At 67.7% G+C, this 19167-nt stretch carries 17 protein-coding genes; 9 read left to right on the top strand and 8 right to left on the bottom strand.

Features of this window, described 5'->3' with window-relative positions; all coding sequences use genetic code 11:
- The first annotated feature begins 489 nt into the window (after window positions 1-489).
- Complete coding sequence (locus tag ACQY46_RS01780; protein WP_428698607.1) at window positions 490-888, top strand: DUF2794 domain-containing protein; 399 nt, start codon at window positions 490-492, stop codon at window positions 886-888.
- Window positions 889-1050: 162 nt separating this feature from the next.
- Here the strand turns inward: ACQY46_RS01780 and ACQY46_RS01775 are convergent, their stop codons facing one another.
- The 4 genes from ACQY46_RS01775 to ACQY46_RS01760 all read right to left on the bottom strand — a co-directional run bounded on the left by ACQY46_RS01775 (window position 1051) and on the right by ACQY46_RS01760 (window position 6369).
- A complete protein-coding gene (locus ACQY46_RS01775; RefSeq protein ID WP_428698606.1) occupies window positions 1051-1836 on the bottom strand; it encodes a Bax inhibitor-1/YccA family protein in 786 nt (261 codons plus the stop codon).
- A gap of 246 nt (window positions 1837-2082) precedes the next feature.
- The gene (locus tag ACQY46_RS01770; RefSeq protein ID WP_428698605.1) at window positions 2083-2862 is read right to left on the bottom strand and encodes a hypothetical protein; all 780 of its coding nucleotides are present in this window, start codon (window positions 2860-2862) and stop codon (window positions 2083-2085) included.
- A 193-nt stretch (window positions 2863-3055) separates the two neighbouring features.
- Window positions 3056-5638: an ABC transporter permease gene (locus ACQY46_RS01765; RefSeq protein ID WP_428698604.1), complete on the bottom strand. Its 2583-nt coding sequence runs from the start codon at window positions 5636-5638 to the stop codon at window positions 3056-3058.
- A gap of 2 nt (window positions 5639-5640) precedes the next feature.
- Window positions 5641-6369 carry an ABC transporter ATP-binding protein gene (locus ACQY46_RS01760; RefSeq protein ID WP_428698603.1) on the bottom strand — a complete coding sequence of 243 codons (729 nt, stop codon included), beginning with the start codon at window positions 6367-6369 and terminating at the stop codon, window positions 5641-5643.
- An 81-nt stretch (window positions 6370-6450) separates the two neighbouring features.
- Between ACQY46_RS01760 and ACQY46_RS01755 the strand changes: the two genes are divergently transcribed.
- From ACQY46_RS01755 to ppa, 4 genes are all read left to right on the top strand, one after another.
- Complete coding sequence (locus tag ACQY46_RS01755; RefSeq protein WP_428698602.1) at window positions 6451-7125, top strand: arylesterase; 675 nt, start codon at window positions 6451-6453, stop codon at window positions 7123-7125.
- Window positions 7126-7278: 153 nt separating this feature from the next.
- Window positions 7279-8331 (top strand): aldo/keto reductase, encoded by a 1053-nt coding sequence (locus tag ACQY46_RS01750; protein ID WP_428698601.1) that lies wholly within the window; start codon window positions 7279-7281, stop codon window positions 8329-8331.
- A gap of 181 nt (window positions 8332-8512) precedes the next feature.
- Window positions 8513-9106 (top strand): RNA 2',3'-cyclic phosphodiesterase, encoded by a 594-nt coding sequence (thpR, locus tag ACQY46_RS01745; protein WP_428698600.1) that lies wholly within the window; start codon window positions 8513-8515, stop codon window positions 9104-9106.
- Window positions 9107-9264: 158 nt separating this feature from the next.
- Window positions 9265-9801 carry an inorganic diphosphatase gene (gene ppa / locus ACQY46_RS01740; RefSeq protein WP_428698599.1) on the top strand — a complete coding sequence of 179 codons (537 nt, stop codon included), beginning with the start codon at window positions 9265-9267 and terminating at the stop codon, window positions 9799-9801.
- 80 nt (window positions 9802-9881) lie between these two features.
- Here ppa and ACQY46_RS01735 read toward each other — a convergent pair whose 3' ends face one another.
- Complete coding sequence (locus tag ACQY46_RS01735; protein ID WP_428698598.1) at window positions 9882-10655, bottom strand: alpha/beta fold hydrolase; 774 nt, start codon at window positions 10653-10655, stop codon at window positions 9882-9884.
- Window positions 10656-10897: 242 nt separating this feature from the next.
- Here ACQY46_RS01735 and ACQY46_RS01730 point away from each other — a divergent pair, with 242 nt between their 5' ends.
- Together ACQY46_RS01730 and ACQY46_RS01725 are read left to right on the top strand one after the other, a co-directional pair.
- Window positions 10898-11845 (top strand): sugar kinase, encoded by a 948-nt coding sequence (locus tag ACQY46_RS01730; RefSeq protein WP_428698597.1) that lies wholly within the window; start codon window positions 10898-10900, stop codon window positions 11843-11845.
- Window positions 11846-11923: 78 nt separating this feature from the next.
- A complete protein-coding gene (locus ACQY46_RS01725; protein WP_428698596.1) occupies window positions 11924-12541 on the top strand; it encodes a L,D-transpeptidase in 618 nt (205 codons plus the stop codon).
- 120 nt (window positions 12542-12661) lie between these two features.
- On the opposite strand, the gene ACQY46_RS01720 is transcribed toward ACQY46_RS01725, so the two are convergent.
- Both ACQY46_RS01720 and secA read right to left on the bottom strand, forming a co-directional pair.
- Window positions 12662-13846, bottom strand: a complete 1185-nt coding sequence (locus ACQY46_RS01720; protein WP_428698595.1) for an adenylate/guanylate cyclase domain-containing protein — start codon at window positions 13844-13846, stop codon at window positions 12662-12664.
- A gap of 106 nt (window positions 13847-13952) precedes the next feature.
- Complete coding sequence (gene secA / locus ACQY46_RS01715) at window positions 13953-16733, bottom strand: preprotein translocase subunit SecA (RefSeq protein ID WP_428698594.1); 2781 nt, start codon at window positions 16731-16733, stop codon at window positions 13953-13955.
- A 326-nt stretch (window positions 16734-17059) separates the two neighbouring features.
- On the opposite strand from secA, the gene ACQY46_RS01710 reads away from it, so the two are divergent.
- Window positions 17060-17968, top strand: coding sequence for a peptidylprolyl isomerase (locus ACQY46_RS01710; RefSeq protein WP_428698593.1), 909 nt, complete (start codon window positions 17060-17062; stop codon window positions 17966-17968).
- Between the two features lie 15 nt (window positions 17969-17983).
- Here ACQY46_RS01710 and ACQY46_RS01705 read toward each other — a convergent pair whose 3' ends face one another.
- Window positions 17984-18616 carry a TetR/AcrR family transcriptional regulator gene (locus tag ACQY46_RS01705; RefSeq protein WP_428698592.1) on the bottom strand — a complete coding sequence of 211 codons (633 nt, stop codon included), beginning with the start codon at window positions 18614-18616 and terminating at the stop codon, window positions 17984-17986.
- A gap of 238 nt (window positions 18617-18854) precedes the next feature.
- Here ACQY46_RS01705 and ACQY46_RS01700 point away from each other — a divergent pair, with 238 nt between their 5' ends.
- Window positions 18855-19157, top strand: coding sequence for a hypothetical protein (locus ACQY46_RS01700; protein WP_428698591.1), 303 nt, complete (start codon window positions 18855-18857; stop codon window positions 19155-19157).
- Window positions 19158-19167 lie beyond the last annotated feature (10 nt).

Below are 19167 nucleotides of genomic sequence, written 5' to 3'. Positions count from 1 at the left end.
AGAACGGGACCCCTGAAACGGGAAAAGGGCCGGCATATAGCCGGCCCTTCCGGTTGCAGTGCCGATCCGCGAGGCGGATCCGGGAACTCTTGCGGCAAAACCCCGGGGGGCTGGGGGGCTGTTGCGTACCGAAGCCTTGCCGACAATCCCTGATGCAACGATGCCAATTTCGCGGTCCAAGATGGCGTCGTCGGGGCTGCATTGGGGCAAAACTATGAAATCGACAAGGAACCGGACAGAGGCCTGAAAAAGAAGGCGAAGACGGCCCGGCGGGGCAGCTTCGACGGGGCCCCGGACGCGCGCGTCCGGCCGGCCGGGCGCGCATGGGCGCGGCACGGCGACGGCGGGAGACGGGACTGGGGCGGGACTGGGGCCTTGCCAAAGGCGGACCGCGGAGACCATCATGACGGATGGATGACGGCCGCAGGCCGTGACGACGGGGCCAGAGGGTCCGGATCCAGATCCGGGCTCACCACGGCGGGAGGCGCAATGAGCGAGTTCGACGAAGAGGGATCCCGCTTCGGGGCCGGGCCGCAGGCCGTTGCCGACCCTGCCCCGCGAAGCTCCGCCGCACCGGCCCCCGCCAGTGCGATCGTCGCGTTTCACAGGCGCGAGCTCGACCAGATCCTGCGGGTCTACGGCCACCGGGTGGCGGCGGGCGAATGGCGCGATTACGCCATCGATCATCTCAAGGACAGGGCTGTCTTCTCGATCTTCCGGCGCAGTTCGGAAATGCCGCTGTTCCGCATCGAGAAGGTGCCGAAAAACGCCCGCCGCCAGGGCGCCTATGCGGTGCTGGGCACCGGCGGTATCATCCTGAAGCGCGGCGGCGACCTTGCCCAGGTGCTCAAGGTCTTCGAAAAGAAGCGTCACCTGAGCCTGGTGTGAGCGATATCGCCTGCCCCCTCGCGAGGGCGCGGCGAAAACGCACCGGAAGCGGAAACGCACCGGAAGCGGAAACGCGGGGGAAGCGAAAACGAAAAAGGGCGCGGGGTGATTTCCCCGCGCCCTTTTTCCGTTGGTGTCTGGCCGGCTGTCAGGCCGCGATGATTACTCGCGGTTGCCGAACAGCTGCAGCAGCATCAGGAAGAGGTTGATGAAGTCCAGATAGAGGCGCAGGGCGCCCATGATCGACTTCTTCGCGGCGACCTCGGAACTGTCGCCGGCATGGTACATCTGCTTGATCTGCTGGGTGTCGTAGGCGGTCAGGCCGGCGAAGACCAGCACGCCGATCACCGAGATGGCGAACTGCAGCGCCGAGGAGGCGAGGAACAGGTTCACCAGCGAAGCGATGACGATGCCGATCAGGCCCATGAACAGGAACGAACCCCAGCCCGACAGGTCCTTCTTCGTGGTGTAGCCGTAAAGGCTCAGCGCGCCGAAGGATGCAGCCGTGATGAAGAACACCCGTGCGATCGAGCCGCCCGTATAGACGAGGAAGATCGAGGAGAGCGACAGGCCCATCAGCGCCGCAAACGCCCAGAAGGTGATCTGCGCCGTGGAGGCGCTCATCGACTGGACCTTGAAGCTGAGGAAGAACACCATGGCGAGGGGGGCGAGCATCACCACCCACTTCAGCGGGCTGCCATAGAGCGCGTAGCCGAGCTGGGTCAGCATCGTGCCGTTGCCGAGCGTCGCCACGGCCTGGGCAGAATCCTGCGTGGTGGCGAAATAGGCGGTTGCCAGCGCGAGCACGCCGGTGATGGCAAGGCCGAACGCCATGTAGTTGTAGACGCCCAGCATGTAGGCGCGCAGGCCCTCGTCATAGACGCCGGCCTGTGCTTGCGCGCCGGCCGCAGCGTACCTGGTGTTGGAATTGCGGTCGAAGGTCGACATCGAAATCCTCTCTATGTTTGAAACGTGAGCCCTTGCGGGCGGTCCCCCGGCCATCGGATGCAGGCGATCGACGCGCGATCGATGGTCTCCGAGACCCTTCGCGTGCCGCGCAAACGGCGCTTTCCGGCCAGCTTGCGCACACATCCCTCCGAATATGGGCGCAAGCCATGCCCGGAACAAGATGCAATCGGCTCCGGGAACATTACCGTTCTGTCATTTTCTCGCGGAGGTTAATCCGCCCGGCGCCTATTTCATCGCCTTCAGGCGCGAGGCGATCTGCCGGTCGCAGGTGCCGCCCGGCCAGCGGACGATTTCCTCGCGGGCGAAGTCGAGGATTTCCTTCTTCGGGTCGCCCATCGTGGCGACGTCGACGCCGGGCTTGAACCACTGCACGACCGCGTAGTCGCCGCCGGCATCCGTGAGGAAGGCGATCGGCTGGCCGTTCTCGACAATGCCGAGACGGCCGACGCGCACCGGGGACACATCGACGGTGCGGGTCTGGCCGTCAATGGTGAGCTTGGTCTTCGACAGGCGCAGGCGCTTGAAGGAGGCCGCCGTCGTGCCGGTCCAGGAGCCGAAGAGGCGCTCGCCCTTGTTCTCCACCGACAGGCAGGAGTTCTTGTAGTTGGGGATCGAGAGGCGGTTGGACGTGTGCTCCACCGGCTCCTTGCCCTTCTCGAACGTGGTGAACTTCATCTCGTGGTCGCCGGTGCGATAGACGCGGACCTGGACCGGGGCATAGGCGTTTTCGCCCATGTTGCGGACGAGGAAGTCGAACTGGTTCTGGTCGTTGGTGCCGGCGCGGCGGTAGAGCCAGCGCTTCGGCAGCCCGTCCTCGAAGATCAGCCAGTCGCTGACCACGAGGCCGCGCGCGCCGGCCGGCTCGTTGACCTGCCAGACGCCGGTGTGGAAGGGCGATTCCGCCTGTGCGGCCGTCGTGCCAAGCGCCAGCGCGGCGGCAATCAGGGCGGCGCAGGCGGTGCGCAGCCGTGTCTTCGGCGCGCGGTGGAATGCGGGTGTGGTCATGCTGGTGTCCCCCGAAATGGCACTGCCACCCCGGAACGCAGGGCGGCCAAACGCCGGCGAGACTAGCGTGATATGCGCGTATTGAAACCCCCGGGCCGACATGGCTGGGGAGAAACACGCAGCTGCCGGGGCGCGATGGCGGGTTCCGCAGCGGCGCCGCCGGGGCAGCGTCAGGGTTTTCGCGCGCCGCCGGTCACAGGTTGCGCAGCACGGGCGCCGGTTTGCGGCCGAGAACCTGCCAGGTGCCGATCAGCCCGAAACCGACGGTGAGCACCAGCGCGGCGAGCGCCGCGCCGATGGCGGTTGCCGGCAGGAAGGTGAAGCTCGCGTCCATGATCTCGACCAGCACGAAGGAGGCGGCGAGCGTGCCTGCAATCACGGCGAAGGTGGCCGTGACGAGGCCGAGCATCGCGTATTCCAGGGCGAAGCTCTTGATCAGCCGGGCCCGGGTCGCCCCCAGCGTCTTGAGGATCACCGCGTCATAGACCCGGTGGCGATGGCCGGCGGCAAGCGCGCCGCCGAGCACCAGCACCGAGGCAATGAGCGTCACCGAGGCGGCGGCGCGGATCGCCCAGGCCAGCTGTTCGACCAGGCTGTTGACCTGCTCGATGGCGTCCTTGACGCGGACCGCCGTCACAGTCGGGAACTGCGCGGAAAGGGTTTTCAGCAGGGCGAATTCCCGCGCGTCGCCGCCTCCGTCGGCATATGTGAGGGTGCGCAGATGGGTGTGCGGCGCGCCGGCGAAGGTGTTGGGCGAGAACACCATGACGAAGTTGATGGCGAGCGATTCCCATTCCACGCGGCGGAAATTGGCGATCGTCGCGGTCAGCTCGCGGCCGAGCACGTTGACGGTGATCGTATCGCCGAGCTTGAGGCCGAGGTCGCCGGCCGCATCGGCCTCGAAGGAGACGAGCGGCGTGCCGGAATGGTCCTCGTCCCACCACGTGCCTTCGGTCAGCACCGCGTTGTCCGGCTTGGTCGCCGCATAGGTGATGCCGCGATCGCCGCGCAGGACCCAGGCGCCGCCCTCCGAGGCGACGATCTGGTCGCTGGGCACGCCGTTGACGGCACTGATCCGGCCGCGCAGCATCGGCGCTCCGTCGATCTTCGCGCCGGGCGCCTCGCGGGCAAGCAGGGCATCGAAGGCCTCGCGCTCGCCCTGCTGCACGTCGAGGAAGAAGAAGCTCGGCGCTTCCGCCGTGATCGTGGTGGCAAGCTCGCGGCGCAGGTTGCCGTCGATCAGGGCGAGGGCGACAAGCAGCGACAGGCCGAGGCCGAGCGACAGCACGACGGAAGGGGTCAGTGCGCCCGGCCGATGGATGTTGGCGAGCGCCAGCCGCAGTTCCGCGCCGCGCGGGGCCGGCAGCCGCCGGGCGACAAGCATGATGAGACGGGCGATCAGCATCAGGAGCAGGAAGACGAGGATCGTGGCGCCGACATAGGTGAGCGAGATCCTGAGATCGCCGGACAGCACCACGGCGAGGCCGGCAAGGGCCGAGACGGCGACCAGGGTCGCCAGCACGTAGCGCAGGCGCGGCATGCGCCTTGCGGCGGAAACATCGTCGCGAAACAGCAGGCTGGGCGCGACGTCATGGGCGCGTCCCAGCGGCCAGAGCGCGAAGGCGAGCGCGGTGAGCCCGCCATAGACGACGCCAAGACCCAGTTCTGCCGGGTAGATCGCGGCAACGGCGTTGACCGGTATCACGGCGGCGAGGAAGCTCGCGGCGGCGAAGGGGATCGCCATGCCAAGGACAAGGCCGGCGGCGATGCCCAGACCCGCAAGGCAGAGGATCTGGAACAGATAGACGCGGAAGACGAAGTCGCCATCCGCGCCAAGGCAGCGGAAGGTGGCGATCACCGGGCGCTTGGCATCGAGATAGGCACGGACCGCGTTGGCGACGCCGACGCCGCCGACGACCAGCGCGGTGAGGCCGACCAGCGTCAGGAACTGGGCGAGCCGGCCGATGTTGCGTTGCAGCCCGGGGGCGGCATTGGCGCGCGACTGGACCCGCCAACCGGCCAGCGGAAAGCGCTCGTTGGCCTGTGCCTCGATCCGCTCGATGTCCGTGGCGGTGGTGCCGGCGGGCAGTCGCAGGCGGTAGATCCAGCGCACGAGGCTGCCCGGCTGCACCAGTTCGGTCTCGGCGAGGCCGGCATCGGAGACGATCATCCGCGGGCCGAAATTGATGCCGTCGCTCAGGCGGTCGGGTTCGGCGGCGATGGTGCCGGCGATGCGGATGGTGGCGCGGCCGAGGCTGATCGTGTCGCCCTTTTCCAGGCCGAGGCGCACCAGAAGCTCAGGCTCGACGACGGCGCCGTGGATGCCGTCCCTCGGGGCGAGGGCGGTTTCCAGGGCCTCGCCATCGGCAAGGCGCATCTCCCCGTAGAGCGGGAAGGCGCCGTCGACGGCCTTCAGCTCGACAAGCGTCTGCTCGCCGCCTGCCGCCACCCGTGCCATGGCGCGCAGGGTGGCGATGCGCGACACCTCGCCGGTCTCGCGAAGCCAGGCCAGTTCGGCGTCATCGGCGGTGCGGTGGATGAGGCGGAAGGACATGTCGCCGCCGAGGATGGTCGTGCCCTCGGCGGAAATGCCCTCGACCAGCGCCCGCGAGACCGAGGCGACACCGGAAATCGCGGCGACGCCGAGCGCAATGCAGGCGATGAAGATGTAGAAGCCCTTCAGCCCGCCGCGCATCTCGCGCAGCGCGAAACGCAGGGCAAGGGAAAGCGGGGGCTGCGGGCCGCCGGCGGCGGGCACCGGGTGGACGCCGTGCATGGTCACGCCTCCCCGAGGGCGGGGGCGGAGGCGGGGGCTGCTTCCATCTCCTCGATCCGGCCGGAGCGGACGCGGATCGTTTCGTCGCAGCGCCGCGCAAGGGCGGCGTCATGGGTGACCATGACCAGCGTCATGCCCCGCTCGCGGGTGGCGGAGAACATCAGCTCGACGATCTGCGCGCCGGTGGTCTCGTCGAGATTGCCGGTCGGCTCGTCGGCAAGCAGCACCGGCGGTTTGGTCACCAGCGCCCGGGCGATGGCGACGCGCTGCTGCTCGCCGCCCGACATCTGCGCCGGATAGTGGTCGGTGCGGTCGGCCAGCCCGACGGCGGCGAGCTCCTCGCGGGCCGCCTCGAAGGCTCCCGGCACGCCGGCAAGCTCCAGCGGCACGGCGACATTTTCCAGCGCGGTCATGTTCGGGATCAGGTGGAAGGACTGGAAGACGATGCCGATGGAGCGGCCGCGAAAGCGGGCGAGCGCATCCTCTGACATGCCGGTGAGTTCTGCACCGCCGACCGTGACGCTGCCCTTGTCGGCGCGCTCCAGCCCGGCCATGACCATCAGCAGCGTCGACTTGCCGGACCCGGACGGGCCGATGATGCCGACGGTGCGGCCGGCGGAGATCCCAAGGTCGACGCCTTTCAGGATGTGCACGCGTCCCGCGTCGCGGCCGAGACTGAGATGGACGCCGGAGAGGGAAATCAGGGGCGCCAAGGCTGTTCGGTCGGTCATGCGGTGCCTATATGAACGGGTCGATAACGAAGAAAATCGGTCATTTTGCAGCCTTGCAGGCCAAAGGCGATATGGGAAGTCATGCAGACCGCGTCCAGAGGATCAGCAGTGGTGATACGTTTGGTTACAGTTTTTCTCGCTTTCGCGGCCGCGACATCGCTGGCGCCGACATCCCCTGCGGCTGCCGAGCCCTTGCGCATCGTGGCGCTGGGCGACAGCCTGAGCGCGGGCTACCAGCTGCCGGCGGAGGCCGCCTTTCCCGTGCAGCTCGAGGCGGCCCTGAAGGCGCGCGGTCATGAGGTCGAGGTCGTCAATGCGGGGGTTTCCGGCGACACCACGTCGGGCGGTCTTGCGCGTCTCGACTGGTCGGTCGGCGAGGACGCGGACGCGGTGATCGTCGAACTGGGCGCCAACGACGCGCTGCGCGGGTTGCCTGTCGCCTCGGCGCGGAGCAACCTGGAGGCCATCGTTTCCCGCCTGCGCGCACGCGGGCTGCCGGTGCTGGTGGCGGGGATGCGTGCGCCGCGCAATCTCGGTCCCGACTATGTCGAGGCCTTCGATGCCATGTTCGGCGAGATCGCCGAGGCCCATGGCGCGCTGCTCTACCCCTATTTCCTGGACGGCATTCCGATGTCGGGCGAGACGGTGCTGCCCGACGGCATCCATCCGACCGCCAAGGGCGTTGCCATCATCGTCGAGGGCATCCTGCCGAGGGTCGAGGACCTGATCGCCCGGGTCCGCGCCGCGAAAGGCTGAGCCGGGCCGAGGACCGGTTTCGCGCCACATGCCTGTCTTTTCGTCACTTGCGGCGGGGAACCGGCGTGGTGGTTGACGGGCGCGCCGGTTGCCGCCAAGTTCGCCACCACCTCCATATTTCTGACAGTCCAGAACCAGCAAGAAAGATCCGCCATGGAACAGCGCCGTCTCGGACGCACGGATATCTTTGTCTCAAGCCTCTCGCTTGGCACCATGACCTTCGGCGAGCAGAACACCGAGGCCGAGGGGCATGCCCAGCTCGACCTCGCGCTCGAGCGGGGCATCAACCTCTTCGACGCCGCCGAGCTTTACCCGATCCCGCCCAAGGCGGAGACGCAGGGGCGCACCGAGGAGATCATCGGCACCTGGATGAAGGCGCGCGGCAACCGCGACAAGATCGTGCTGGCGACGAAGGTCGTCGGCCGCTCGGAGAACACCTGGTTCCGCGATGGCGGGGTCACCGCGAAGCTGACGCGCGCCCATGTCGAGGAGGCGGTGAACAAGAACCTGAAGCGGCTCGGCACCGACTATATCGACCTCTACCAGCTGCACTGGCCGGACCGGAACGTCTCCGGCTTCGGCTCCAATCCGACGATCTGGACAGACCCTGCCCCTTGCGACGACGAGACGCCGATCGAGGAGACGCTGGCGGCGCTGGGCGACCTGGTCAAGGCCGGCAAGATCCGCCAGGTGGGCCTGTCCAACGAGAGCGCCTGGGGCACGATGCGGTTTCTTGCCGTCGCCGAGAAGATGGGCCTGCCGCGCGTCGTCTCGATCCAGAACGCCTACAGCCTCGTCAACCGGACCTTCGAGACGGCGCTCGCCGAGATCGCCCACCGGGAACAGGTCGGCCTGCTCGCCTATTCGGCGCTGGCGCAAGGGTACCTCACCGGAAAGTACCGCAATGGCGCGCTTCCCGCCGGTGCCCGCAAGACGCTGTTCGACCGGCTGCAGCGCTACGAGAAGCCGGGCGCGGAACCGGCGATCAACGCCTATCTGGATCTCGCCGCCGAGCTCGGCCTTGCGCCGTCGCAACTGGCGCTCGCCTTCGCGCTGTCGCGTCCGTTCATGACTTCGGTGATCCTCGGGGCAACCTCGCTTGCCCAGCTCGAGCATGACCTCGGGGCACTCGACGTGACCATCACGGCGGAGATCGAGGGGCGTATCAACACGCTCTTCCAGCATCACGGCAGCCCCTGCCCGTAAGGGCGGGACCTGCCGAATCAGTCGCGCGGCGCCCGTGCCGGCCAGACCGGGCCGGGAGCCGCCCGCCAATGACGACGACATCGCGGAACGCGCTGGGAAACCAGCGCGTTTCGTTTTCGCTTGCAGTGCAGCGGAAAAGGCTTCCTGATGCTGGATATCGGCGACAGCGGAGGGTTCAACCATGCCTCGACTGTTCACCGGGCTTGAGATACCGGCCCAGACCGGTCTCATGCTCTCCTTCCTACGCGGCGGCCTGCGCGGTGCCCGCTGGATCGATACCGAGAATTATCACATCACCTTGCGCTTTATCGGGGATATCGACGACCGCATGGCCGACGAGGTGGCCGACGCGCTCGACCGCATCCGCCGCGATCCGGTCGAGATCCGGCTGAACGGGCTCGGCTCCTTCGGCAATGGCAAGCCGCACGCGGTCTGGGCCAGGGTCGAGCCCAACCCGGCGCTGATGGAGCTGCAGGCCGAGCAGGAACGCATCCTGCAGCGGCTGCGCCTGCCGGCGGAACGGCGCAAGTACATGCCCCATGTGACACTGGCGCGGTGCCGCTCCTCGTCCAACCAGGACGTGGCGCGCTGGCTCGCCGAACGCGGCGACTTCCAGGCCCAGCCCTTCACGGCGGCCCGCTTCGTGCTGTTCTCATCGAGGGCAAGCATCGGCGGCGGCCCCTATCTGGTCGAGGAGGCCTATCCGCTCGGGCGCCATGGGGGCGGGATGGACATTGCCGACGACATGACGCGCCACGCGGAGTTCTACCGCTGAGGCCGGGACGTCCCGAACCCCGAGCGGCGGGCTCTCGCGCGGCCGATCCCTGATCCGCGCGATGCCTCGGCATTAAGTTGCACTGCACAAATTCCGGCTTGCCTTTGGCTCTGGTGCTTGCGATACAGCCGCCAACGACCAATCGAGGAGCCTATTTCATGCGTATCGACGCCGTTCCGATCGGGAAGAACCCGCCTGAAGACATCAATGTGATCGTCGAGGTCTCCGTTGGCGGCGAGCCGATCAAGTACGAGATGGATAAGGACGCGGGGGCGATGTATGTCGACCGCTTCCTTTACACGCCGATGCGCTATCCCGGGAACTACGGCTTCGTGCCGCATACCCTGTGCGGCGACGGCGATCCGGTCGACGTCATCGTCGCCAACCAGCGGCCGATCGTGCCGGGTGCGATCATGAACTGCCGGCCGATCGGCGTGCTGTTCATGGAAGACGAGGCGGGCATGGACGAGAAGCTGATCGCGGTGCCGTCCGCGAAGCTGACGCGCCGCTACGAGAACGTTGCCCATTACGAGGACCTGCCGGACATCACGATCCAGCAGATCAAGCACTTCTTCGAGCACTACAAGGACCTGGAGCCTGGCAAGTGGGTGAAGATCACCGGCTTCGGCGGGCCGGACGAGGCCAAGCGGATCATCCTGGAATCGATCGAGCGGGCCAAGGGCGCAAAGGGCTGAGCCCGGCGCAGGCATGAGAGTGAATGACGGGGCCGCATCCTGAAGAGGGATGCGGCCTTTTTCGTGCCGGGACGGGAGCGTCAGGCGCCGGCCTGCTCGCGCAGGATGCGGGCAATCGCGCCGGGAGCCTCCAGATGCGGCATGTGGCCGACCCCCTCCAGCAGGTGCAGGGCGAAGGCGCCGGGCAGGCCCTGCGTCTGCGAAACCGGCAGGACGCGGTCCTGGCGCCCCCAGACGAGGCGCACCGGCAGGCCGAGTGCGGCGATCTCCTCAAGCGGCAGGGTCTGCTGGCGGGGGCCGTCGAGCAGGCTTTCGACGATCTCCACCAGGGTCTCGCAGACGCCGGGCCGGGCACGCGCTTCCGCCGACTGCCGGATCACGAGGCGCGGCAGCGAGAAGGAAAAGCCGAAGAACTGCTCCAGCAGGGGCTCCAGCGCCTCGGCGTCGCGCGCGGCCGCATAGCGGCGCAGGAGCTTGTGGTTGATCTCGGGGCCGAAGCCGCCAGGCGCGAGCAGGGTCAGGCTGGCGAGCTGCTCGGGCTGTTTCAGCGCCATGATCGCGGCCGCGGCCCCGCCCATGGAATGACCCACCAGATGCACGCGCTCCAGTTCCAGTGCTTCCAGCGAAGCGGCGACGGCGCGCGCGGCAACGCCCGCGCCCCCGATGCGCGGCCAGTCGAGCGCCCGGCCATGGCCGGGAAGGTCGAAGGAAAGGACGCGGCGGCTTGCGGCAAGGTCGTCCTGGAGACGGGCGAAGCCGCGCGCGTCGCCGCCGAAACCGTGCAGCAGGACGAAGGGCGGGGCATCGCCCGTGCCGCTTTCGGTGAAGGGCAGGATCTGGGCAGGGGCGGACATGGTTCTGGCTCCGGTCTGGTTCCGGTGTGAGGTCGCCCTTTCTGGCACGGGCGGGCGCGACAGGCGAGACCGAGCGATGCCGAAAATCGCGTCCTCCCGCGTTGTTCGCCAGGAGCTGCCGTCGCATCCTGGCCGATGCGGGGCCGGCCGCTTCGGTGCCGTCGGCTTGACAAGCGCCGTGCCGGCGTCGCATGAGATTTAAATCGATTGAAATCGACAATTCCCCCGCCAGCGGGACGACAATGACGGAGCGTTTGGAAGAGATGGACATCCTGTGCCTTGGCGAGCCGATGATCGAGTTCAACCAGTCGGCGCCGGGGGGAGCCTATCTGCAGGGCTTTGGCGGAGACACGTCGAACGCGGCGGTGGCTGCCGCGCGCCAGGGTGCGGCGGCCGGCTATGCCGGGGCAACGGGCGCGGATGTGTTCGGCGACCTTTTCCATGACCTGTGGGCGCGCGAGGGGGTCGACGATGCCGGCGTGCTGCGCATGGCGCAGGCCCCGACCGGGATCTATTTCGTCACGCACGGGCCCAAGGGGCATGTCTTTTCCTACCGCCGCAGCGGTTCGGCGGCGAGCCTGATGCGCCCCGACGACCTGCCGTTCGAGTTGCTGCGCGAGACCCGCGTCCTGCATGTCTCGGCGATCAGCCAGGCGATCTCGGCAAGCGCCTGCGACACGGTCTTCGCGGCGATCGAGGAGGTGCGCGAGGCGGGCGGGCTGATCTCCTACGACACCAACCTGCGGCTGGCGCTGTGGCCCCTGCCGCGTGCTCGCGCCGTGGTCGAGGCGACCGCAGCGATGGCGGATATCCTGCTGCCGGGGCTCGACGACGCGCGGCTGCTCACCGGGCTGGAGACGGCGGAGGAGATCGCCGCTCACTATCACGCGCTCGGTGCGACGCGGGTGGCGCTGACGCTGGGCGCCGATGGGGTGTTCTATTCGGGGCCGGAGGGCCGCGAGCGGATTGCCCCGCACCAGGTGGAGGCGGTCGATGCAACGGGGGCGGGCGATGCCTTCGACGGGGCGTTCCTGGCGGAGTTCCTGAAGAGCGGCGACGGGCTGGCCGCTGCGCGCCACGCCAACGCGGCGGCGGCGCTGGCGGTGTGCGGCTACGGGGCTGTTGCGCCGCTGCCACATCGCGCCGACGTCCTTGCGTTTCTCGCCAAACAGGAGCGGCGCGGCGCGTGAGCTGCGTGTAAGAGTTTCCGAACAGACCCTGAGGTCGCCGCCGGTTGTTGCGGTCGCGATCGGCGACGAGGAGACATCATGCGGATATTTGCGGGAATGGCCGGCCTTGCGCTGGCGGGGATGCTGGCGGTGGCCTCGATGGCCGGCGCGGCGCAGGCCCAGACCGAGCGCTATTACGATCCGGTCACCCGGAGCTGGCAGACCTACCGGATCACGCCGGAGGCGGCCGGCAAGATCGTGCGCGAGAAGTACAAGCGCACCGAGGTGCGCTACCGCACCGACAGGAAGCCGGGCTCGATCGTCGTCGATACGGGCGACCGCTACCTCTATTACGTGCTGCCGGGCGGCCGCGCGGTGCGCTACGGCATCGGCGTCGGCCGCGAGGGCTTTTCCTGGGCGGGCACCGAGAAAGTGACGCGCAAGGCCAAGTGGCCGGGCTGGACGCCGCCGAAGGAAATGATCGTGCGCGAGCGCAAGAACGGCCGCAACCTGCCGTCCTACATGCCGGGCGGGCCGAAGAACCCGATGGGCGCGCGGGCGCTCTATCTGGGTCACACGGAATACCGCATCCACGGCACCAACGAGGACTGGTCGATCGGCCGGGCGGTGTCCTCGGGCTGCATCCGCATGCTCAACGAGGATGTCGAGGATCTCTACAACCGGGTCACGATCGGCGCGCAGGTGACGGTGCTCTGACGAGGGCCTGATGACGAGGGTCTGACGAGGGTTTGGCGGGGGGCAGGCTTCCCGTCACGGATATTGTCGACAAGGGCGCGCGCGGCACCGCGACGCGCCCTTTTCGTGCGCCGCGCGCCGTCAGCCAAAGGGGGCGTGCAGTTCCACGTCCTCGCCGAAGCCGGCGAGATGAAAGCGGCCGATGCTGGCAAAGCCGCGCGGCGCTGCGGCGGCGATCTCGGCGGTGACGAGAAGCGGCCGACCGAGCTGCTTGGTCATCGCCTCGATGCGGGCGGCGGCGTTGACCGTGCGGCCGATGACGGAAAAGGTCAGCCGCGCGGGCACGCCGATATTGCCGAACATGACCTGGCCGGAGGACAGCGCGATGCCGCAATTGAGCGGATGCGCGGTGGTCTGCTGCGCATCGCGCAAGCGCAGGAGAACGGCGTCGGCGGCGTCCAGTGCCCGGCATGCGGCCGGACCGATCCCGTCCGGACCGATCGGGAAGACGGCGAGCACCGCGTCGCCGATGAAGTCGAGCACCTCGCCGCCGCTTGCCATCACGGCGCCGGCGGTCGCCTCGAAATAGGCGTTCAGATGCGCCATGTAGGCGTCCGGCTCGAGCCGATCGGCAAGTGCCGTGGAGCCGCGCAGGTCGGAGTAGAAAATGACCGCGTCGAGTTTTTCCCCGTCGCCGTGGCGGATGCGCCCCGACAGCACCTGGCTCCCGGCGCGCGCGCCCAGATAGGTCTCGGCCAGGGTGCGGGCGATGCGGGTCTGGATCGTCGCCCGGCAGGCCAGCGCCAGGCGCAGCTGCAGGTAGTCAAGACCTTCAACCGTTTCGTTGGAAAAGCCGCCCGGCTCCCGGGTCGCCCAGGAGACAAGCATGCCGGAGCGGCCGAAATCCGTGACGGTCGGCAGGTCGAACGGGGTGGAGAGGATCAGGTAGTCGGTGTAGCCCTCGTCCTTGAGGCTTGCCAGAAGCGGGTACTCGAAAACGGCGTTTCCACCCGACAGGCGGCGACGCAGACGCGGCTCCTTCGCCTCCAGGACGGCGCGGATCGGGCTCTGCAGCCAGTCCTCGGTCTCCTCCTCGTCGTGACGGTACTGGGACAGCTCGATGTCGCGGCCGGCGAGCCAGAAGGCGGATTCGGCCTCGACCAGCGGATGCAGGGTCGCCCAGGTGAGCATGGCGCGCTCGACCGGCATTCCGGCCGCGACCAGGCGCTCGCAGAAGCCTGCGAACATCTCGCCGATATCCGGCTGGCCGAGCGCCTCGCGGATCAGCCAGTCCTCGATTTCCTCAAGGGCTGCGGTGGTCTTCACGCGTCACCTCCGGGCGGGTCGCCGACCGCCATTCCTGGAAAGCGAAACGGCGGACTTCGAAAAGCCCGCCGCCCGGTCGATCTTCCTGCCACGGGCCGGTCCGCCCTCAGGCAAGCGCGCCATGGCAGTGCTTGTACTTCTTGCCGGAGCCGCAGGGGCAGGCCTCGTTGCGGCCGATCTTGCCCCAGGTGGAGGGCGTTTCCGGGTCGCGCGGGGCGCCGGGCTGCGGTGCCCGGGCGGCCGTGTCGAACTCGTTCTCGCCGGTCATCGGATCGAGATGCTGGGCATGCATGGGCGGCAGCTCGTCGTCGCCCGGCAGGCTGGGCGGCTGTTCCTGGACAAGCTCGACGCGCATCAACTGGGCGGTCGTTGCCTGGCGCAGGTTGGCGAGCATGCTCTCGAACAGGGTGAAGGCCTCGGTCTTGTATTCCTGCAGCGGATCGCGCTGGGCATAGCCGCGGAAGCCGATCACCGAACGCAGGTGGTCGAGATTGGCGAGATGCTCGCGCCACAGGTGGTCGAGCGTCTGCAGCAGAACGGCCTTCTCGACCTGGCGCATGATGTCGGGCGTGTACTGGCCGACCTTGCGCGCCATGGCCTCGTCGGCGGCCGTCTTCAGCCGCTCGACGACCTCCTCGTCGGCGATGCCTTCCTCCGCGGCCCATTCGACGACGGGCACGTCGAGATTGAGAAGCCGGCGAACCTCCGTCTGGAGCCCCTCGGTGTCCCACTGCTCGGGATAGGCCTTTTCGGGAATATGGCGGGCGACGAGATCCTCGATCACGTCATGGCGCATGTCGGTGACGGTCTCGGCCACAGCCTCGCCGTCCATCAGGTCGATGCGCTGGTCGAAGACGACCTTGCGCTGGTCGTTCATGACGTCGTCGAACTTGAGCAGGTTCTTGCGGATGTCGAAGTTGCGCGCCTCGACCTTCTGCTGTGCCTTGGCGAGGGCCCGGTTGATCCACGGATGGACGATCGCCTCGCCCTCCTTGAGGCCGAGCTTCTGCAGCATGCCGTCCATGCGGTCGGAGCCGAAGATACGCATCAGGTCGTCCTGCAGGGACAGGAAGAACTTGGAATGGCCGGGGTCGCCCTGGCGGCCCGAACGGCCGCGCAGCTGGTTGTCGATGCGCCGGCTCTCGTGACGCTCGGTGCCGATCACGTAAAGGCCGCCGGCGGCGAGCGCCAGCTGCTTGCGTTCCTCGACCTCGGCGCGGATCGCCGCCTCGCGGGCGCTGCGCTCCTCGCCCTCGGCCATGTCGGCGAGTTCGTGGTCGATGCGCATGTCGGCATTGCCGCCGAGCTGGATGTCGGTGCCGCGGCCGGCCATGTTGGTGGCGATGGTGACGGCGCCGGGCAGGCCGGCCTGCGAGATGATCGAGGCTTCCTGCTCGTGGTAGCGGGCGTTGAGCACCGCGAAGATCTTTTCCTTCTTCGTGCCCTTGGCGGTGAACAGCGGCATGAAGGCATCGGGGTCGGAGACATCGACCTGCCGGTAGCCGGCCTTTTTCAGGCTGGCGGCGAGCAGTTCGGATTTCTCGATCGAGGTGGTGCCGACCAGGACCGGCTGGCCGCGCTCGAAACAGTCGCCGATCAGCTCGATGATGGCGTTGTATTTCTCCTCGACGGTCCGGTAGACCTCGTCGTCGTCATCGACGCGGCGCACGGAGACATTGGTCGGGATCTCGACGACCTCGAGGCCGTAGATGTTGCCGAACTCCTCGGCCTCGGTCTGGGCGGTGCCGGTCATGCCGGCAAGCTTCGAATAGAGGCGGAAATAGTTCTGGAAGGTGATCGAGGCCAGCGTCTGGTTCTCGGGCTGGATCGCGACCTTCTCCTTGGCCTCGAGCGCCTGGTGCAGGCCTTCCGAATAGCGGCGGCCCGGCATCATGCGGCCGGTGAACTCGTCGATGATCACGACTTCCCGGTTGCGGACGATGTAGTCCTTGTCGCGCTGGAACAGCTTGTGCGCCTTCAGCGCCTGCTGCAGGTGATGGACGACCGCAACGTTCTCCACGTCGTAGAGATTGTCGCCCTTGAGCAGTTCCGCCTCGCGCAGCAGGGTTTCCAGCTTCTCGTTGCCGGCCTCGGTGAAAGTCGCCGAGCGCTGCTTCTCGTCGAGATCGAAGTCCTCGTCCGAAAGGGCGGGGATGAAGGCGTCGACGGTGTTGTAGAACTCGCTGCGGTCCTCCAGCGGGCCGGAGATGATCAGCGGTGTGCGCGCCTCGTCGACGAGAATGGAGTCCACCTCGTCGACAATCGCGAAATTGTGCCCGCGCTGCACCATCGAGCCGCGCTCGTATTTCATGTTGTCGCGCAGGTAGTCGAAGCCGAACTCGTTGTTGGTGCCGTAGGTCACGTCGGCGGCGTAGGCGGCCTTGCGTTCCTCGTCGGTGAGACCGTGGACGATGACGCCGACGGTGAGGCCGAGGAAGCGGTAGATGCGGCCCATCCATTCGGCATCGCGCGAGGCCAGGTAGTCGTTGACCGTCACGACATGGACGCCCTTGCCGGCGAGCGCGTTGAGATAGACCGGCAGGGTGGCGACCAGCGTCTTGCCCTCACCGGTGCGCATCTCCGAAATCTGCCCGGCATTGAGCACCATGCCGCCGATCAGCTGGACGTCGTAGTGACGCTGGCCGAGGACGCGGCGGGCCGCCTCGCGGACGGTGGCGAAGGCCGGTTCCAGCAGGCTGTCGAGCTTGGCGCCGTCGGCGAGCTGCTTGCGGAACATGTCGGTGCGGGCGCAAAGGTCCGCATCGCTCAGGGCGCGAAGCTCGTCCTCAAGCGCGTTGATGGCCACGACGCGGCCCCGCAACTGCTTGATGAGGCGGTCGTTGGCGGAACCGAAGAGCTTCTTGGCGAGTGCGCCGAGGCCGGCCATGTGGCGGTCCTTATTCTTGATACAGGCCGCGCCGGCGCTTGGTCGCCGGCTGCAACCCGGGGATCGGATTGACGGTACAGACATGCGCGAGCCTCAGAACCGCCGCATTGGGGGGCGAGACGAACGCATGCTCGACTGGGGTTGTCCGGCCTTTCAAGGAGGACGTTCGACAGATAAGAGGGGGTCCGGAGGTTGTCAACGCCGCGCGACTGGCACACATCCCGGCTGCCGCCCCGTTATCGGGCCTGTTGCCGCAAGCGAGGACGGAGCAGCGGGCGCGGGAGAGACGCCCGGCCGAGGCAAACACAAGATCACAAGGAAAGAGCATGACACGCAATTTTGCCGCGACGGTGCGTCGCGCAGCGCTTGCCGCGACGATCGCCGGCAGCTTCGCCGGGACGGCCGCGCTTGCCCAGGAGCAGGCAACGGATCCGGCCGGCGTCGTCGCAAAGGTCGGCGAGGACACGGTGACGGAGGCGGACATCGCCTTTGCCTCGCAGGATTTTTCCGAGCAGCTGTCGCAGGTGCCGCCGACGCAGTGGCGCAAGGTGCTCACCGACGTCGTCGTCGACATGAAGGTGCTGGCCAATGCGGCCGAGGCCGCCGGTATCGCCGATGAGGACGCGTTCAAGCGCCAGGTCGAGTTCCTTACCATGCGGGCGCTGCGCAATGCCTATCTTGCCCGGGAAATCGAAGGCAAGGTGAGCGAAGAAGCCGTGCAGGCCGCCTATGACAAGGAATTCGCCGACTATGCCGGCGAGGAGGAGCGCAAGGCGAGCCATATCCTGCTGAAGAGCAAGGAAGAGGCGGAGGCCGTGATCGCCGAGCTCGACGGCGGCCGCGACTTCGCCGAACTGGCCAAGGAGAAGTCGACCGGGCCTTCCGGCCCCAATGGCGGGGACCTCGGCTATTTCACCCGTGGCCGCATGGTTCCGGAATTCGAGAAGGCGGCCTTCGAGCTCGAGGTCGGCAAGCACTCCGCCGAGCCGGTCGAGACCCAGTTCGGCTGGCACGTGATCAGGATTGAGGACGCCCGCAAGCAGCCCGCCCCGGACCTTGCCGACGTGCGCGACCGGCTGCGCCAGCAGCTGCTGCGCGCCCGCTATGCCGAGGTGCTGGAGGAGCTGAAGGCGAAGACGACGATCGAGGTGACGGCAAGCGAGACGCCGGCCGCGGCAGGTGAAACGCCGGCCACCGGCGACGAGGCATCCGGCGAGGCGCCGAAGGCCGACTGATCCGGCTTTCGCCGCTCAGGCAGGCGCTGCCGCCCCGGCAGGGAGCGGTCGCCAGCCATTGACGAACAATCCGACGGCCGCCCTCAGGGCGGCCGTTTCCATGTCGAGCCGGCCGGTCAGGAGCCGGCACCAGGCGAAGCTCACCAGCATGTCGATGGCAAGCAGCGGATCGACATGGGCGCCGACCTCGCCGCGCTCCCTGGCGCGGCGGACCATGCGGGCGGAGTGCTCGAGCCGGTCTTCCAGATAGGTGCGCAGGGCATCGGCGGCGGTCTCGTCGCTCTGGGCCTCGGCCACCACGGACCGGAACACGGCACCCGTCGGCGTGTCCCGCCAATGCCGGAACAGCGCGTCCAGGAAAATCGTCAGGTCCTCGGCGAGCAGGCCCGTGTCGGGCTCCGGCATGCCCTGTTTCTGGCGGTGATAGACATCGAGCAGCAAGGCGGCCTTGCTCGGCCACCAGCGATAGATGGTCGGCTTGCCGGCATGGGCGCGGCGGGCGACGGCCTCGATGGAAAATCCGGCATGGCCCTTCTCGGCCAGAATCTCGGCCGCCGCCCGGCGAATGGCATCGGCGCTTTCCGGGTTGCGCTTCGCCCCGATCGACTTGCGCGGATGCCGGCGCGACGCCGGGCCTTTGCCGTCCATGATGTGTCCCTTGCCGGTTTCAGGGGCCGCTCGCGCGAGGCCGTCCCACAGGTAGCATGGAGCTTGACTGAACGAAACGGGGCGTTTAGATAATGATGAAACGAAACGATCCGTTTCATATATGACAATTCGGCGACACCCGGGGGGCGGGGGCGAACCGCCTGCCGCTTCGACGGTCGGTTTCCTGTCCGTCTCCCTCGCGCTCGCCGGCCTCGTCCGATCCTTCCAGGAGCCTTCCATGACCGCATCAACCGCCGCCTCAACCGCCGCTTCCCCGGCGACCCCGCCTGCCGTCGTTCCCGATACGAAGCGCGTGCTGTCGCGCCCGCGTTTCGCCTTGCTGGTCTTCGCCGGTGTCTATCCTCTCGTGACCCTGTTGCTTTATGCCATCGCGCCGATGACGGCGGGCTGGGCGCTCTGGCAACAGACGCTGGTGCTCGTTCCGATGATCGTCGTCGTCATGGTGTGGGGGCTCATTCCCTTCCTGCATCGCCGGTTCGCCGGCTTCCTGCACCCGGCGCCGGACCACGCCGGACGATAGGGCTTGCACC

It is taken from the genome of Stappia sp. (assembly GCF_965276915.1).
Classification (GTDB): Bacteria; Pseudomonadota; Alphaproteobacteria; order Rhizobiales; family Stappiaceae; genus Stappia.
The sequence above is the reverse complement of the archived record's forward strand: the minus strand, read 5'-3'. Positions and strand labels throughout refer to the sequence as shown.

Coding starts and splice junctions, on each gene's coding strand:
- ACQY46_RS01780 (WP_428698607.1), top strand. CDS start 490: ATGAGCGAGTTCGACGAAGAGGGATCCCGCTTCGGGGCCGGGCCGCAG.
- ACQY46_RS01775 (WP_428698606.1), bottom strand. CDS start 1,836: ATGTCGACCTTCGACCGCAATTCCAACACCAGGTACGCTGCGGCCGGC.
- ACQY46_RS01770 (WP_428698605.1), bottom strand. CDS start 2,862: ATGACCACACCCGCATTCCACCGCGCGCCGAAGACACGGCTGCGCACC.
- ACQY46_RS01765 (WP_428698604.1), bottom strand. CDS start 5,638: ATGCACGGCGTCCACCCGGTGCCCGCCGCCGGCGGCCCGCAGCCCCCG.
- ACQY46_RS01760 (WP_428698603.1), bottom strand. CDS start 6,369: ATGACCGACCGAACAGCCTTGGCGCCCCTGATTTCCCTCTCCGGCGTC.
- ACQY46_RS01755 (WP_428698602.1), top strand. CDS start 6,451: ATGCAGACCGCGTCCAGAGGATCAGCAGTGGTGATACGTTTGGTTACA.
- ACQY46_RS01750 (WP_428698601.1), top strand. CDS start 7,279: ATGGAACAGCGCCGTCTCGGACGCACGGATATCTTTGTCTCAAGCCTC.
- thpR (WP_428698600.1), top strand. CDS start 8,513: ATGCCTCGACTGTTCACCGGGCTTGAGATACCGGCCCAGACCGGTCTC.
- ppa (WP_428698599.1), top strand. CDS start 9,265: ATGCGTATCGACGCCGTTCCGATCGGGAAGAACCCGCCTGAAGACATC.
- ACQY46_RS01735 (WP_428698598.1), bottom strand. CDS start 10,655: ATGTCCGCCCCTGCCCAGATCCTGCCCTTCACCGAAAGCGGCACGGGC.
- ACQY46_RS01730 (WP_428698597.1), top strand. CDS start 10,898: ATGACGGAGCGTTTGGAAGAGATGGACATCCTGTGCCTTGGCGAGCCG.
- ACQY46_RS01725 (WP_428698596.1), top strand. CDS start 11,924: ATGCGGATATTTGCGGGAATGGCCGGCCTTGCGCTGGCGGGGATGCTG.
- secA (WP_428698594.1), bottom strand. CDS start 16,733: ATGGCCGGCCTCGGCGCACTCGCCAAGAAGCTCTTCGGTTCCGCCAAC.
- ACQY46_RS01710 (WP_428698593.1), top strand. CDS start 17,060: ATGACACGCAATTTTGCCGCGACGGTGCGTCGCGCAGCGCTTGCCGCG.
- ACQY46_RS01705 (WP_428698592.1), bottom strand. CDS start 18,616: ATGGACGGCAAAGGCCCGGCGTCGCGCCGGCATCCGCGCAAGTCGATC.
- ACQY46_RS01700 (WP_428698591.1), top strand. CDS start 18,855: ATGACCGCATCAACCGCCGCCTCAACCGCCGCTTCCCCGGCGACCCCG.